15 protein-coding genes are annotated in these 14,592 nt (G+C 42.8%); 12 read left to right on the top strand and 3 right to left on the bottom strand.

From position 1 onward, the window contains the following. Positions 1 to 8: 8 nt before the first annotated feature. The 3 genes from KJB05_RS03110 to radC form a co-directional block, all read right to left on the bottom strand. Complete coding sequence (locus tag KJB05_RS03110) at positions 9 to 800, bottom strand: WYL domain-containing protein (RefSeq protein WP_208445620.1); 792 nt, start codon at positions 798 to 800, stop codon at positions 9 to 11. Positions 801 to 913: 113 nt separating this feature from the next. Beyond that, positions 914 to 1,345: a DUF2787 domain-containing protein gene (locus tag KJB05_RS03115; RefSeq protein WP_208445619.1), complete on the bottom strand. Its 432-nt coding sequence runs from the start codon at positions 1,343 to 1,345 to the stop codon at positions 914 to 916. Then, a complete protein-coding gene (gene radC / locus KJB05_RS03120) occupies positions 1,342 to 1,815 on the bottom strand; it encodes a DNA repair protein RadC (protein ID WP_039540868.1) in 474 nt (157 codons plus the stop codon). The genes KJB05_RS03115 and radC overlap by 4 nt, the downstream gene beginning before the upstream one ends. A gap of 145 nt (positions 1,816 to 1,960) precedes the next feature. On the opposite strand from radC, the gene KJB05_RS03125 reads away from it, so the two are divergent. The 12 genes from KJB05_RS03125 (at position 1,961) to KJB05_RS03180 (ending at position 14,570) form a co-directional block, all read left to right on the top strand. After that, complete coding sequence (locus KJB05_RS03125; RefSeq protein WP_039540865.1) at positions 1,961 to 2,137, top strand: AlpA family transcriptional regulator; 177 nt, start codon at positions 1,961 to 1,963, stop codon at positions 2,135 to 2,137. 161 nt (positions 2,138 to 2,298) lie between these two features. After that, the gene (locus KJB05_RS03130) at positions 2,299 to 2,523 is read left to right on the top strand and encodes a hypothetical protein (protein WP_101905043.1); all 225 of its coding nucleotides are present in this window, start codon (positions 2,299 to 2,301) and stop codon (positions 2,521 to 2,523) included. A gap of 11 nt (positions 2,524 to 2,534) precedes the next feature. After that, entirely contained in the window at positions 2,535 to 3,017 is a 483-nt protein-coding gene (locus KJB05_RS03135; protein WP_208445618.1) for a DUF2787 domain-containing protein, read from the top strand. Between the two features lie 79 nt (positions 3,018 to 3,096). Then, positions 3,097 to 3,999: an LPD25 domain-containing protein gene (locus tag KJB05_RS03140; protein WP_244142942.1), complete on the top strand. Its 903-nt coding sequence runs from the start codon at positions 3,097 to 3,099 to the stop codon at positions 3,997 to 3,999. A 173-nt stretch (positions 4,000 to 4,172) separates the two neighbouring features. Beyond that, on the top strand, positions 4,173 to 4,757 hold the full coding sequence (locus tag KJB05_RS03145; RefSeq protein WP_208445616.1) for a DUF2913 family protein: 585 nt from the start codon (positions 4,173 to 4,175) through the stop codon (positions 4,755 to 4,757). Positions 4,758 to 4,766: 9 nt separating this feature from the next. Further along, the gene (locus tag KJB05_RS03150; protein WP_050919037.1) at positions 4,767 to 5,105 is read left to right on the top strand and encodes a hypothetical protein; all 339 of its coding nucleotides are present in this window, start codon (positions 4,767 to 4,769) and stop codon (positions 5,103 to 5,105) included. A 210-nt stretch (positions 5,106 to 5,315) separates the two neighbouring features. Beyond that, on the top strand, positions 5,316 to 5,687 hold the full coding sequence (locus KJB05_RS03155; protein ID WP_236578135.1) for a RecX family transcriptional regulator: 372 nt from the start codon (positions 5,316 to 5,318) through the stop codon (positions 5,685 to 5,687). Between the two features lie 255 nt (positions 5,688 to 5,942). After that, on the top strand, positions 5,943 to 7,493 hold the full coding sequence (locus KJB05_RS03160) for a tyrosine-type recombinase/integrase (RefSeq protein ID WP_082309561.1): 1,551 nt from the start codon (positions 5,943 to 5,945) through the stop codon (positions 7,491 to 7,493). A 2-nt stretch (positions 7,494 to 7,495) separates the two neighbouring features. Continuing rightward, the gene (locus KJB05_RS03165; RefSeq protein ID WP_042770327.1) at positions 7,496 to 11,125 is read left to right on the top strand and encodes a VPA1269 family protein; all 3,630 of its coding nucleotides are present in this window, start codon (positions 7,496 to 7,498) and stop codon (positions 11,123 to 11,125) included. 1 nt (position 11,126) lies between these two features. Then, positions 11,127 to 11,894, top strand: coding sequence for a hypothetical protein (locus KJB05_RS03170; protein WP_042770329.1), 768 nt, complete (start codon positions 11,127 to 11,129; stop codon positions 11,892 to 11,894). Beyond that, the gene (locus KJB05_RS03175) at positions 11,887 to 12,372 is read left to right on the top strand and encodes a VPA1267 family protein (protein ID WP_052036771.1); all 486 of its coding nucleotides are present in this window, start codon (positions 11,887 to 11,889) and stop codon (positions 12,370 to 12,372) included. Before KJB05_RS03170 ends, KJB05_RS03175 begins: the two co-directional genes overlap by 8 nt. Continuing rightward, positions 12,369 to 14,570 (top strand): AAA family ATPase, encoded by a 2,202-nt coding sequence (locus KJB05_RS03180; protein WP_082309562.1) that lies wholly within the window; start codon positions 12,369 to 12,371, stop codon positions 14,568 to 14,570. Before KJB05_RS03175 ends, KJB05_RS03180 begins: the two co-directional genes overlap by 4 nt. The last annotated feature ends 22 nt before the right edge of the window (positions 14,571 to 14,592 follow it).

Here is a 14,592-nt window from a genome sequence, read left to right on the forward strand (position 1 = left end):
TAAGAGGGTTATATCGTGTTGAATTCAACGTGAGTGTCAGTCACATCAAATAATTGCTGAACGTCCAAAGACAGTAGCGTTGCATCGGTCTGGAGTTCGAAGCGAAAGCTCGACATCGTGGCTTCATGGATGTTGCTTAGGGCGAGAGTGTTTAGTTTGCTATGCGTGTGTGTACGCCAAACGAGATAAGCGTTTCCATGATGAAGTATAAGACCGACTGGTTGAACGTTAGTTAGATGTAGATGGTGGTCACCGTCGTTTATCTTTAATGAGATAAGACGTTGCTGAAGCGTCGCTAAACAAACAATTTGGAATACACCAACGTTAATGTATAGGGGCTCACCGCTCATCGCAGAGTCAGTAACATGCACTTTGGATGACCAATGACTTTGAATGTCTTTTATGTTTTCAGGTGCAATACCTGAGAGAAAGTTATCCAGTAGAGAAGTAAGGCTGTTAGGCAGTTGATGCTTGGTTGACTTGATTAACCAATAGAGCAGCACTGCTTCATGAGCAGTGGTACTCAATGCAAGCGTTTCGGCTTTTTGGTAACCAAAAGGTTTATCGCGGTCATCTATCATGACATCTGGAAACATGGCACAAATAGCGGACAGATTGCGTTGGATAGTGCGTAAGGAGCGCTCTAAACCAAGCGGTGAAAGCTGAGCTTGGATTTGTTTCGCGGTGATTTTCTTATTGTATGGAATAAGGTTGTAAATCGCCAAGATAAGCTCAAGGTGGTACTGAGTTTGGTTAGGTTGCGTCATGGTAAGCTCAACGAGGTTCGTTCTGTTGGGCATGACGATATCAAAAAGGTGCGACAAAGCTTGTCGTATCAATGTCTTAGGCTAAATTGCTACGACGAACTCTATCGCACTTGCGTCATGATGTGTCGTAATGAAGGGGAAGAAGGTCACTTTCCAACGATAGATAAATGGATCTCATCAAAAACTACTTTTGAAAGGTGACGAGCGAACGTTTTCATCCATATCTGCAAAAGATCTAGAACCTCTGGATGATTGAGATTCGCTGAGCCAGTATCCGGTTGGTAACACCAACCATTTGCTAAATGGAAATAAAGCTCAGGCTCTACTGAGTGCGCGCCTTCAAATGGGTAAGAAAAGCTAGCAAAGAAGACAACCTGCCAAGGCTCTGAACTTGAAGCGCGTTTGAACTGCACTTCAACAGGATGTATTCCTTGACCATTCCGATAATAGTTCATTTGACGACAATTCAAGACTAGCCGCTTTGCCTCATCGGATAAGTTGTAACGCGCGAACAACGCTTCTAGTTGCTGATGAAGTTGAGGTACTAACGAAACGCCACCATAAGCTGAATTGATCATAACCATCCCTTCTCTGCAAATGAGACACTGCTTTCTCCAACCACAATGTGATCCAGAACTTTGACATCCACTAACGCTAAAGTATCGACAAGCTTACGTGTAATGCGTCTATCTGCCTGAGATGGTGATGGATCTCCGGATGGATGGTTGTGCGCCAGAATGACGGCGGCAGCGTTGACCTCCAAGACGGTTTTGACAACCTCACGTGGGTAAATACTGGCTGAGTCAATGGTTCCTTTAAAGAGCGGCTTGAACTCAATGAGGCGGTGCTGACTATCGAGCAGTAGTAGCGCGAATACTTCATGCTCTGAGCTGGCTAATTTAAATCGAACGTACTCCTTTGTTGCATTCGGATCACAAAGGGCATCGCCGCGAACATAACGGTTAGCGAGGATTTCGGCGGCATGCTCTAGGATTTCATTTTCTTGGTATTTCTGTTGTTTTTGGTAGTGAAGGTTATCGGTCGACATAGGTCCTCCAAGAGTGAAACGATAGGAACTTCACTAAGAGGACATATATCTGAAAGTAATTGATTTGATGGGAGAGAAAGAGCTCTGAACGTTTTTTCTAACACACCGCGTTATCCCATGGGTAAAAGAAATAGGAGTCAATCCCATGAGATTTTTAAAGCTGAAAGAAGTAATGGAAAAGACCGCACTGAGCCGTTCGGCCATCTACAGAAAAATGAGCGAAGATGCTTTCCCTAAATCAGTCAATTTAGGTGATCGCGCGGTAGCGTGGGTAGAAAGTGAAGTTGATGACTGGATGGAGAGTATTCTATCGACACGTTGAGGTGAGGAGCGTAGCTGCTTTGATTTGAGTTATTTATGAATATATATCATCTAGATGTGCAGGCTTCTCTTACAAAAAAGAGAAGTTCAACATCATGTTATTTCACAGAAGGGGTTGCCGATGGCAACCCCTTTTTAATGCTCAATGATAAAGGAGTTTTTATGTCTTGGTATCAAACAGTTGGTAAAGCGGTCGCTGGTACAGCAAGCGTTGCAGGTGTGATCACCGCAGCCCCAGTATTTGGTGCAATTGGAACCATCACCGCTGGCGGTATTGTTGTGTCTGCTTTTGTTGGCACATCCGCAGCGTTAATCGATAAAGCGTTGCAATCGACACGCACACCACATCCCATGGTGACATCGAACGAATACTCTGACGACCAATAGGAGGACTCATTATGTCCAAACAATCTTCAATCCGAACTCAAATAGGCTTCCTTACTCATCGTATTTCAGGCAAAGCGTTTCCAGTATCGGAGCGGTTAGCGATATGCCTTGTCAGGGCACTCGCATCTCATATCTCGCTTAAGGGAGAAGTTGCAGAGTCATTACTCTCTGGTCATCGCGTGGTATTTAATTTTCGTGACAAAAGCTACAGTGCTGAAGGAGGCGGTTTTCGCCCTGTTGAAATTTGTTTGCTTCGAAACGCTGATGGCGATTGGCAATACCAATACGTGACCGAGTTTGCTTATATTGGCAATTATTATCCGGAGTTAGAAAAAGCACTGGATTTTGATTTCCACAGTTGCGGAGCGTATTCGTGCGGTATTCCTATGCGAAACCAACAAGAGGCAAATGAACTTTACCAATTGTGGGAGCATAACTTTTTGACGTATTTTGAAATGGACGCTTACGACGCTATCAGCATAACGTCAGCTTAAGTACTGGCTCTTTTCTATCGATTTAACCGTGACACAACGTCACGGTTTTTTTATGCCCGGACATCAAGGGATCTTTATTTTGAACACATCTATAGAAGCGTCGAGAACGCAAAAGAAAATCAAACCGATATCGGTCAAGGTGCATTGGTCAGAATCACGTGAGTTTGATGAAGACACCCACTATGACTTTATGGACTTTGAGCGCAAAGCCTTAGAGGTCGCCAAGACCAATCCACGAGGTGGTTACGATAAAACAAAAGTCACGGTGCTTTTTGATAATGAAGACCGTTACGAATGCCGCTTAGATTTAGGCTGTGATGGCAATGATGCCGGATTTGCGTCGCACTGCCTTAATATGCTGGCTTACTATCTGCGCCACCAATACGACGTAGATAAACCGTGGTTGCACGATCAGCACCACCTATCACTCATTGACGCTATCCAAAGCTATGAGTTCGATACGGCGTTTGTAGAAAATGCCAAAAAAGAAATTGAACAGGCAGAAATGAATGCTAAAGCCGAAGATGAAGGCAAAGCGCAAGCAGAGCAACGAGAATGGGAGCGACAAAACAGGGAGCATCAAGAGAAGGAGAACGCGTTTCAAGCATCACTGACCATTCCATCGTGGGCAAAGGCGGTCATTGTTGCTACCTACACGGATTACGATGCAGAAAATAGTGACCCGCACTCGGGCTACCACGCAACCAAGACGGTCAGAACCTTGATACTGGCGTGGTCCAGACACACTCGTAATTTGTTTCCTGAACTTCGTAAGGCGTGCTTGAACCATCCATCCACCGCTTTTCTTAATCATCCAGAGCAAAGTAATGAACACCGTGAAACGCATTGGTCAGGCGATGGCTACTACCTGACGGACATTAAGTACCTTCGCTATGGGTGGTCGGTTCGAAAGCATGTCTTTTATAACGAAGCGCAGAAAGCGAAGTATGTGCCACTGGGTGAGTTAGTTATACCTGATTAGTCAGCGATTGAGGTGAAGCGCTTTATGCTTCACCTCAAGTCGTATTATTTTTTTGTCGAAATATAGCAATCATATCCACGTTTTACCCCGTCTATTGCTTGAATTGATTGCCCTTGAAATTCGAAAAGCCCCTCCCCATATGGTGGGTATCACTTACAGACTAAAAAACATCCATGCAAATCAAACGAGATTTTGATTATTACTACAACTTACATCATGTGGTGATCCACTCTTTGCTTCACTTGCTTTGTAAAGTCTCTGCGACCGAGCGCCATGTTCCAGTGACGACTCGAAATGATATTCTCATTAAGTTCTTGAAGCCTAAGCTAACGGATAAATCGCTTGCCAATGTAAAGAAAGACATCAAATTGATGCTTAATGTGGCGAGAAGAAAAGGAGGGAACTTAGAAATGAAATTGCATGAACTTAACTCTCAAGCGAATAAAACGAAGCTCGTTGGGGCAGAAAAACTCTACAACTTACTGGTTTATCTCTACGATGCTGAAGGGATTGAATCTCGTTTATTCGATGAGGGGATGGAAGCGGAGCCGGGCATCCTATATATGCTTGATGAGCAAATAGAATACGGTTTTGATGAAAGCCATAAACAAGTTGCACCTCTCTCTATGCTTATCCAGTTAGAAAGGGCTCCTGAGCTCATTGATGTGATTAATCAGCATGGTTTTTTTGTCGCAGAGATGAAAGAGTGGAATTTAGATACACACCAAGCGCATATCTTGGTACATCCAGTTAAGTAAATCGCAGAAATGCCTTTTGATGAAAAGCATAGAGCTCAGCAGTTTTTAATAAAAGCGCAAGCTAAATACGGTGACCTGTATGATTACTCTCAGGTTGAGTATGTAAACAAAACCACTCACGTCAAGATTGGTTGTTCAAAGCATGGTGCATTCTACTCTTCGCCGAAAAATTTTCTCGCTACAGTGAAGAAAATAGGGTGCCCTTATTGTAGCCGTGAAAAACGGTTTCAATATGAAATGAAGGACAATACACCAGCAAAAGAAACAAAAGGGTGTGAAACGGATCATTTTAATGTGCGTGGAGGTACAAAGAAGTATCCACACTTATTACTCAAAGTGTTTGATTAATAAAAGCTATTTATAACAAGCTTTGCGATTGACTTCACATGCCCAACTTTAAATGTACTCTCTGATGGTGGCAAGATATTGACTTGGTATGCTATATCAACGGTTAGGTCAGTAATGCCCAAGTATAATGAATCACAGATAAAGCTCCGTATTGAACGAGTCCTACAACGATATCCAACTTCAACATCACAAGATGTACGACAGCGTTTAATGCTTACAGTAAAACCGAGCTATCTATACTCTTATTTTGTCCCATTTTACGAGAGCGGGCGAATTGATGATCGTGCAGATATTCAACGAGCAATAAGAGCTATGATGAAAGAACATTTAGGGTTTAGTGTGATAGCGCAAAAGTTGGCTAGTGGACGTTATAATTTTTTGCAAGTGGAGCAAGCTTTGAGGCTTCTTCAAGCGGAATTTGACCATGTGGCGCAAACTAAGCGTTGTAAAGTAGCTCGCTTCGGTTCAGAGCGACCAATAGATGAACATCATCAATCTCAAGTGGTTATGTATTTACAAAAGAAAGGGCACCGATTAACGGATATCTGGAGTGTGCTGAGAGATGAGCGTTTTGAATTTTGAACTGGAGCGTACAGCGGGAATCGAAAAAGGTAGACCTAAAACGATATACTTTATGTTGCCCTATACTCTCCGCTTTAGAAACTTCAAAGCGCTGAGAATTATGCTCTTAAGCCTTGTTAGTCATTTCCTTAAGAAGAGTTCGGCGCATTATAGCAGTAAGATCTCACATTGCAACAAAAAATAATTCTAGTAAAAACACCTTTCAAAATCAAGACATCTGCATCATACTTTAATACTTCTGTACTTTAAGGGATTATGATGGATTTCTTCAGTTTTTATTCAATCAAGTGGGTCAGAACCACCGAATACCCCAAGTTCGATATCCCTATCATGTTTTTTGATGGAGAGCCTGCAATTGGTGTTAACCAATGGATCAGCGGGATGATAAAGCAAGGAATCACTCCTTCATCACTAGAAGAAGCAATGAGAGCAATTGGTCATTTGTATAATTTCCATAAAGTGCTCACCATCCATGAAGGTGACGATTATGATACCAATCGACTAATTGAAAAGTTTCTTGATGCTAAGATGTTTGGGACAGATCAGTTCTGTACGTTAACATCCGATTCTTATCTCAAATTAGCCTTTCTTGGCTGGAAGCCCGTCAAAGCCAAAAGCATAAAAACAACGTACCTTCGACACATTAATGATTTTGATAAGTTTCAAAGTGCATTTCACGGTGCTGACAGGTTAAATCCTTCTGAAACTGTCTTTCTATCCTCTTATGAAAAGTACCTTGCCTTTAAACAACGTTCAGGTTGGGACGCTTTATTACACCTTTTCCCAGCTCAAGAGCATGAAAAAGAAGAATTTTCTATTTCTGTTCGAGAAGACCGAGTCCATAAGCGAGCGAAGCGCTTACAAGACAGAATAAATAAGTGTTTTCCCGCTGACCGTTTTATAGAGCTAATAGAGACCCTTGGCAATCCCAGAGATAAATTAGTGTTTTTGATGTATGGCGGAGGCTCTCTTCGAAGATCTGAACCTCTACATACCTTTTTTGATGATGTTATTGGTATCGATAACAATCATATGCTTCGAGTTCGCCTGGATGACCCGACTTATGGTGAAATCTCGTGGAAAGATTCTGATGGCAACATCAGGAAAACCACCAGAAAAGAATACATGGAAGAGAATTACGCGAATGAGCAGTTACCACCAAATCACCCACTAAGGCACCTACAAACCAGAGATCAGGTATTGAATCGTAATGACGGGTTGCATTCTGGTTTTAAAGGAATGACGTTTTTAGAAGCATCGTTTACCCCTTCGGAAGCATCAAGCAGAGATGGCGAAGTGTTCTGGTGCTCCCCAGAAATAGGTCGTTATGCCGCTAAAGTGTTTGAAGAATATATGAACACCTACATTTATCGCAACCCTAGTACAGGAAAAGCAAACCCTAATGGCTGGCCGTGGCATCCTTGGCTGTTCATCAAAATAACCGACGATGAGTATGGGTTGCCTCTTACGATATCCGCTATCAATGCCTCATTAAAACGTTCACTCGCAAAAATGGGGCTGGCAGGAAAAGGCTATGGTTTGCATTCATTAAGGCATTTATTCGGATTTTATTGCGCCACTGTGTTGAAGATAGACATCACAAAGCTTCAAGGGATGCTGCATCACAGTCAGATTTCCAGTACGCAGATCTACTACCACTTATCGGATGCTACCGTTCGTCACGAACTGCTACTTGCTCATCATAAGCATATTGGCGAACCATCCGATGTCCCATTAGACCTTCCTGCTGTGGCAGATTTCGACCAACACTTTAAATACCAGTATCCAAACAACTGGCTGAGATAATCATGACACCAGATATCATCATTAAAGATAATGCTCACTTACTTGAACTACACGCAGCAGGAACACTCTCAGGCGCTTTAATTCAAGTCCCTTCATTTAAAGAAAATGAAGATCCAATACTGGTAAATCTTTCCTCTAACTTACGCTTTCAAAACACGAATGCATCAGTGCTAATAGAGCATATTGAAAAAAATCTCATGGCTGCTTTTAAACAAGCGCTCATTCAACTCTCTTTAGATTTTTACCGTCAGTTTCATGCTAACAAGTCTAAATCTCGTAACTTTACTTTGATGTCAGCTACAGGAAACAAAGCTCTTGATGCTTGGTTGGCGTCTTATGCGGAGAAAAGTCCCGTAAAAAATAGAAAGTCATTGCGAGGCTATATTTTCAGTCTTACAACAGACGAAGTCGAAGAGGTCATTGGTAAGATCATTGATGAGTTGATGATGTTTGAAGCTTGGGCTGATGCGATCACAGAAGAAGCCTTGGCAAAGCTTGACATCAACCTTTTCCCTGCATTACTGCTAAGCAGAAAACACGCTATAAGCAAGTTGGGATGTGGTCACATTGCAGAACAAATACTATGGTGCATAGAGCAACTTGATGATGTTAAACGTAAAAAGACTGCCAATGACTTAATTTCAATACTAGGTGACGCTGACTGCTTATTGATTTTTAGTGGCGAACATCTGGCAGAAACCAATCGACGAAAGTCTTCGCTGTATCGAAATATCTACCTCAAGCTGCTGTCTTATGGAACCGTGACAAAAAGCTGGCTTCCCGCTTATTCGAAGAAAACACCACGACTACAATTTCGCGCTCTCGCTTCTAATGATATTGATAACGCAATCACGCAAGCTTTCAGTAGTGATCGTAAGTCTATTCTAACCTCTCTTTGGTCTCGATTTATCTTTTGCACATCCATCGGGCAAACGTTGAATTTTCCGATACAAATTCGACTACTTTGTGGCTATTTATTCGATGAGGATAGAGCGACAAGACTTGGTTATCGAAAGATAATGGAGCAGCTTACACAGTCCGTAGGGTTAGGATACCCTCTGGAGATGTGCGACACCATTTATAAGCAGCAAGACTCAAATTCATTACATTGGTATGAACGCTATAAGATGGTTGAAAGAAATGGCGCTGTTACTGTTGAGTCAGCAGCAGATATCCCTATCGGTGTAGTAGCGCAACCGCTGCCCGATGCATGGCAAGATGCTTTATCAATATTCCATCAACAAAAATTGACGTCAGATGGTTATAAATCTGACATCATGCATTTTGTAAAATGGGCGGTTCAATACCGTGGGGCGCTAAGCCCTTGGGATGTAAAGCCAATTGATTTATACACTCCCTCTCCATTTATAAATGCGTCTGAGTGTTATTTTGACTACATCAATAACACTCAAAGCGTCAAATCCAAGAAGACCAAAAGACACCGATGGGGGCTAGCAAAAAGTTTTTATCGCGGCGTAGCAAACACACTGAAGTTGGAAGAGCGAGATGTTGAATCACCATTTAAAAATCTACCCAAAGTAGACTTTACAGGTCGAGGAAGACGCTCAAAAACACCAAGAGCCAGAATCACGTCAATGGTTGTCGATAAAATGGTAGAAATACTTTGTGGCTTTGATAGCAAAGGTGTACCAACGTACCAGTGGGCAGAGCAAATTTCACTCGCAGCTCTTAATAGCCATCATGCCAAAGGGCGTACTGACCATTTCCTAGATCCAGAGTCTCAACAATATGTATTTTGCCCTTCCAGAGCCGCCTCTCTCGCTTTTTTGTTATTGTTGCCGATACGAGGCGTTCAGGCTCGTTGGTTAGATCAAGGCTACTTTGACCAAGAGATCTTTGACCCGACAACCAAAAGCTTTAAAGAAAACCTATCCCCTTTGAAGCATTTTGAAAGTGAATACCATCGAACACAATGGGATGTGAATGGCGGTGCCGTTGGCGTTTTACAACGCCCATCAAACCGATTGATGTCGGGAGATTCCGACTTTTCCATTTATATCAATACGAACAAAACTCAGATGTGGTCGCCTGATGAAAAAAATGGATATGAGATCCCTTGGCCTTACATATCTAATCCTCAACACACCTATGAGAAAAGCTTAAATCATCCATACAATGTATTATTTGAGCAACTTCAATGGCTTGAACAATATTCAGCCGATGCGCAGCCTCTAAGGTTCGACCATCTTCCATCCGATAGAGAGCGTATTACCAATGCCAGAAATGTCATGGCAAATGTTCCGTTTATACTGCCTGTATTCAGAGACTTAACAGAAACTGTCAGCTACAAACTCAGTGGTAAGCACATTATTACCCACCCACCGATCAGTAAGTATAAAATTGAACGCATTTTTGATGAGCTGTGTTTAGAAACAGAAAAGCAACTTCGACAAGAAGGGCTTGATGTCACGCTAACGGATGCGGATGGAAAATCTATCTTTGATATCCATACATTACGAGTAGCTGGGATTTCTCATTTACTCGATATTGGCGTGCCTTTACATATCGTCTCGGAGTTTATCGCTGGACACGCTTCTATTTTCATGACCTTGGGTTATAGCAAAGCAGAATCGGATGTCATAAAGGAAAGCATTCTGCAAGCAAACGAGTCCACGCCATACGCACCATCAGCCAGTGATAAAGTCCTGCTAGGACAAGACAAAAGACAACTATTTGCTCCCAATGACCATTCCTCAGATATTGATTTAAACCATCGAAATATCGCAACCTTCGCCCCTGTCGAGGGCGGGATGTGTCCTCTCGGTGGCAAAGGTTGCGCAGGATGCTCAGAAGGTATGCCTCACCCAGAGGAAGATAATGCATTTGTTCCTGTTCAGGGCGGGTGTGGTAATTGTCGATTCTGGCTAACTGGTTTTGATTTTTTGATTGAACAAATCATGGAGCTGAATCGAATCATGTTTGTTTTAAAAGAATCCAGTAAAGAAATCCAGTACCTCAATGAGTGTGTTGAAGAGATTGAATGGGCGCTAGAAGATGCCGAGACCCCTGAAGAACGACAAAGACTTAATGTCAAAATCACTTCTACTCAATCCAGCATTAAGGGTATCGAAGAATCGCTAATCCCTTTAATGAAGGCATGGAAGAACCGTTATCTAGCTGTGTTACAGTCGGAAGAACTTCGGGACACAAACGATACCGAGTCAGGCAATAAACCCGCCTTGATCGGAGATGTGAATATCACCGCCAACTTGAAGTCAGGTTCAGAGTATCAATTAATACACACGATAGTTGAACAAGCGTACCTTCTTCCGAAAGGCTCCGTTCCTATTCCAGAAAACCCAGCCAGGGCGTTACGAGAGTTTTTAGATACTATCGTGAGTCACCTTGATTCTTCCTTTTTGTTTGCACGGATCAAAGATAAACACTTAGCGAACAAAGGTGCTTTAAAACTCGCTGATTATTTGAATGAGCACTTCAGTCAAAGTGAGATAGCGGCCTTGTCTGACGGACGATTAATGGAGATCAGCCAACTCAAACTGGAGAAGGTCACAAAAGCCGCCAACTTACTTCAGTCAATGATCGATCAACAACTAACATTACCCAAAAATCAAAAAAGCCTTACGCATCATATGTTAGAGGAGAACATTTGAGATGACACAACAACTCAATGACATTGAACAAAAATTCAGAGATGAAGAAGAAGCACTTTTCGCTCAATGTGAAGAGAAGTGTGGTACGCCCATTTCGAAGATGTCACTCCGAAACATAAGAAAAGCAGCCAAAACCATGCTGGCTTCAGGTGCGAAAATAAACAACTCAACGATTGCCGCTTTCATCCAAAACGTTGACAACTCAGATCTGTTTGAAAAAACAGAGAAAGAGAGCGTTCCCCCTAAATATCAATCTATTGCAAATAATGTAAATTTTAAGGCGTTTATCTCCTTCTATGTGATTGAACAAGATAAACGCATGGGTGCTAAAAATAAGGCTCCAGTAAGTCAACGGAGCGAAGTGAGTTTTCCTGTAGATCAATTAGATCCTAAATCAAGAGCTTATGTCAGAACACTTCAAATGCAGGTGCAAGCTTTAGAGAATGAAAGAAAAGTATTAACCGCCAAACTACAGGAACAATCGAGAAAGCAACCCATTAGCCTTGCGCTCTCGCACCAAACGACTGCTAAAAAAGGGCTTCCGACATTAGAGGTAATTTCAGACACCTCAGCCGAAGATGCTCTGTTCGCTCAGATAATATCAAAGTTAGTTAATCTACCAGAGCAGTTTCCTGAATACTTCCAAACCGAAACTCGAAATGAAAAAACGGTGTTAAAAATCGTCAGCAATTCTCGGAAGCAAGTCCTGTTTCGCAGTGACGAATGGAAATACATTACTGATGCTTTAACGGGACGGTCTCATGAGTGATTTTGGTTTAACAGAAGATGCCGACAAAAAGCTCTCTAGTGGCGATAAAAATGCCTCAAAATTCGAAACGTGGTTAAGTAGCAAAACTCCATTGGACGCCAATGGTTGTAAGATTTACGACTCTAAAACTTGGCTGCCACTTGTAAATGCTAAAACACATAATCTCGCAAGAGCGGAGCTATCCGCTCAATCAGGCGTAGGGCTTTCGGCATTGCGGCAAAACCCGAAAATTAAAGCATTGCTGGAAGAGCTAGAAACAGAGCTTAGAGAGAAAAATATTCTGCCCGCTCTCACGGAGTCAGGCAAAGTCGCTCAGGATTCACCGAAGAAATACGATCAGGGCGCTTCTCAGCGCCATGTGGATACAAATCGACTCAGAGAGCTTGAAGAAGAGAACCAGCGCCTTAGAGCTGAATTAAAGCGCTTTGAAGAGCTAAAAGAAATCATGAGCGAAATGGGTATGGGGGTGGAGCTATGATGACCGCCTATATGGAGATAACAGCTATCCATTTTGAAACCAGCAAAGAAGCTCAGTTCACAGGAATCTTCATACGCAAATCACAACCTGAAATGGTCTCAGCCAAATCTTATGTGCTGGTTCGCTGCCCTGTGAATGTCATGGATTTTGCCCCTTCTGAAGGTCAATGCGTTCAGATCACGGGAGATTTCGTGATAGTTGATGACTTGCGAGGGCATTATCAACTTAAACGCTTTGACTTCATCAATCCAAAGCGTGTGAAGCTGGTATTGCCATCAGCCTCCAATGAGTTTGTGAACTTTATTTCGAAAGAGCGTGATTTTGTTGGTATTGGTATAAGTAAAGCCAAAGAGTTGTGGCGCACCTATGGTTCGAGAATCTTTGAGATCCTTGAGAAACAACAACTGAACCCGTTACTGAGTATTCTCACCGAAAAATCGGCGGTTGCACTCATTGCAGGCTTTGAAAAATATCAAACCCTAAAGTACACGGAATGGTTTTGCTCTCATGGTATACCGCCTGCGATACAGCAAAAGCTCTTCAAATATCATAAAGATACAGTCGTTGAAGAGTTAAAGGACAATCCCTACTTACTTGTGACCTTCGGTATGAACTTCAAAGATGCCGATGAGATTGCTCGCTCTTACTTTCATATCGAACGCCACGCAGATATCCGATTTATTGCTGCGATAGAGCAAACGATACGTAACCATACCCGCTCAGGGCATACGTACATGACAAAGGGAGAACTAAGAAGCAAGTTGTTTGATATAATGCGCAGCTATGACGTTGTCGATAAAGCCATGCAAGTGGCAGGACATAAATTATCCTTCCGCATCGACCCTGATACCCAACACTATCATCCTGTAGGGATGTACGTCACAGAAGCGGTGATCGCAAAAAGGTTAGTGAAGCTCGTCACCTCTGAAGCTAAGTGGAACTACACAACTGAAACGGCAATGCATCAAGCCATCAATGAATTACCTTTTACGCTCGCAAATAAACAACAGCTTGCAGTCAAAGAAGCCTTGTCACACCACATTTCCATTATCACTGGCGGTGCAGGTACAGGAAAAACCACCATACTAAAAACGGTTTTAAAAGCTTACTCCGCATTGAAATACAACATTTATCCGATGGCACTCTCTGGCAGAGCCGCGATGCGGCTGCATGAATCAATCGAGCTACCAACATCAACGATAGCAAGGTTTTTAAGAGAGCCACCTATCGGCGCAGGCAAAAACCTTATTGTTATCGATGAAGCTTCTATGCTTGATCTGCACACCATGTATAAGATTGTGACGCATTCAGATCCGTCAGTTCGCTTCTTGCTTGTCGGAGACCGTGACCAGCTACCGTCCATCGGCTCAGGTTTAGTGCTGTCTGACATGATTGATTCAGAGCTTATTTCTGTCGTGAAGCTTGATATTGTGCAAAGGCAATCTGAATCCTCTGGAATACCCGAATACTCAAAATCAGTCAATGATGGGATCGTACCGCTAGAGTTGAGTACAGGATGCATTCATTTTCATCCCGTCCGTGACGAAGATATCGTGGAGACCTGTACAAGGCTTTACTCAGAGGCTCCCTCAGACAGTCAAGTGGTCTCTTCCTCAATAAAGATCACTTCAGAAATTAACGAATCCTGCCAAAAGATGGTAAATCCTGATGGCGCAGCCATGTATGTTCATATGTACAGTAATGAAAAACTAGAGACAGACTTTAGAATCAATGACCCTGTGATATTTACCATCAATGACTACCAAGCAGGCGTTCAAAACGGCACGCTTGGCGTATTAGAAAGCATTGAGTCAAGAGGGAATCACCTAGGTCGAGTAAGAACGGATGACGGCAAAGAGGTCAACCTGACCAGAGCACTCTTTGATTCGTTGAAACGCGCCTACTCGATCACGCTACATAAAGCGCAAGGCTCTCAATTTAAACGAACCATAGTGGCATTGGATGGCGCACCAATGGTTGACCGTGCGTGGTTATATACTGCGATAACTCGAACAGAAGATGAACTGCATATCGTTGGCTCCGAAGCGAACTTCAAAAAAGCAGTAACGAGCTTGAGCGCACGGTACAAGCGCAGAACTTGGCTGGACAAGCTGATCCACGAAGAGTACCTCTATGCCACCAATCAAAGAGAGAGACCTGTCGTCACACTTCGAAATCAATGGCAAAGAGTGAGTTAATCAATATCGTAGCTGCTGCGTT

Source organism: Vibrio sp. B1ASS3 (assembly GCF_905175355.1).
Taxonomy (GTDB): domain Bacteria; phylum Pseudomonadota; class Gammaproteobacteria; order Enterobacterales; family Vibrionaceae; genus Vibrio; species Vibrio owensii.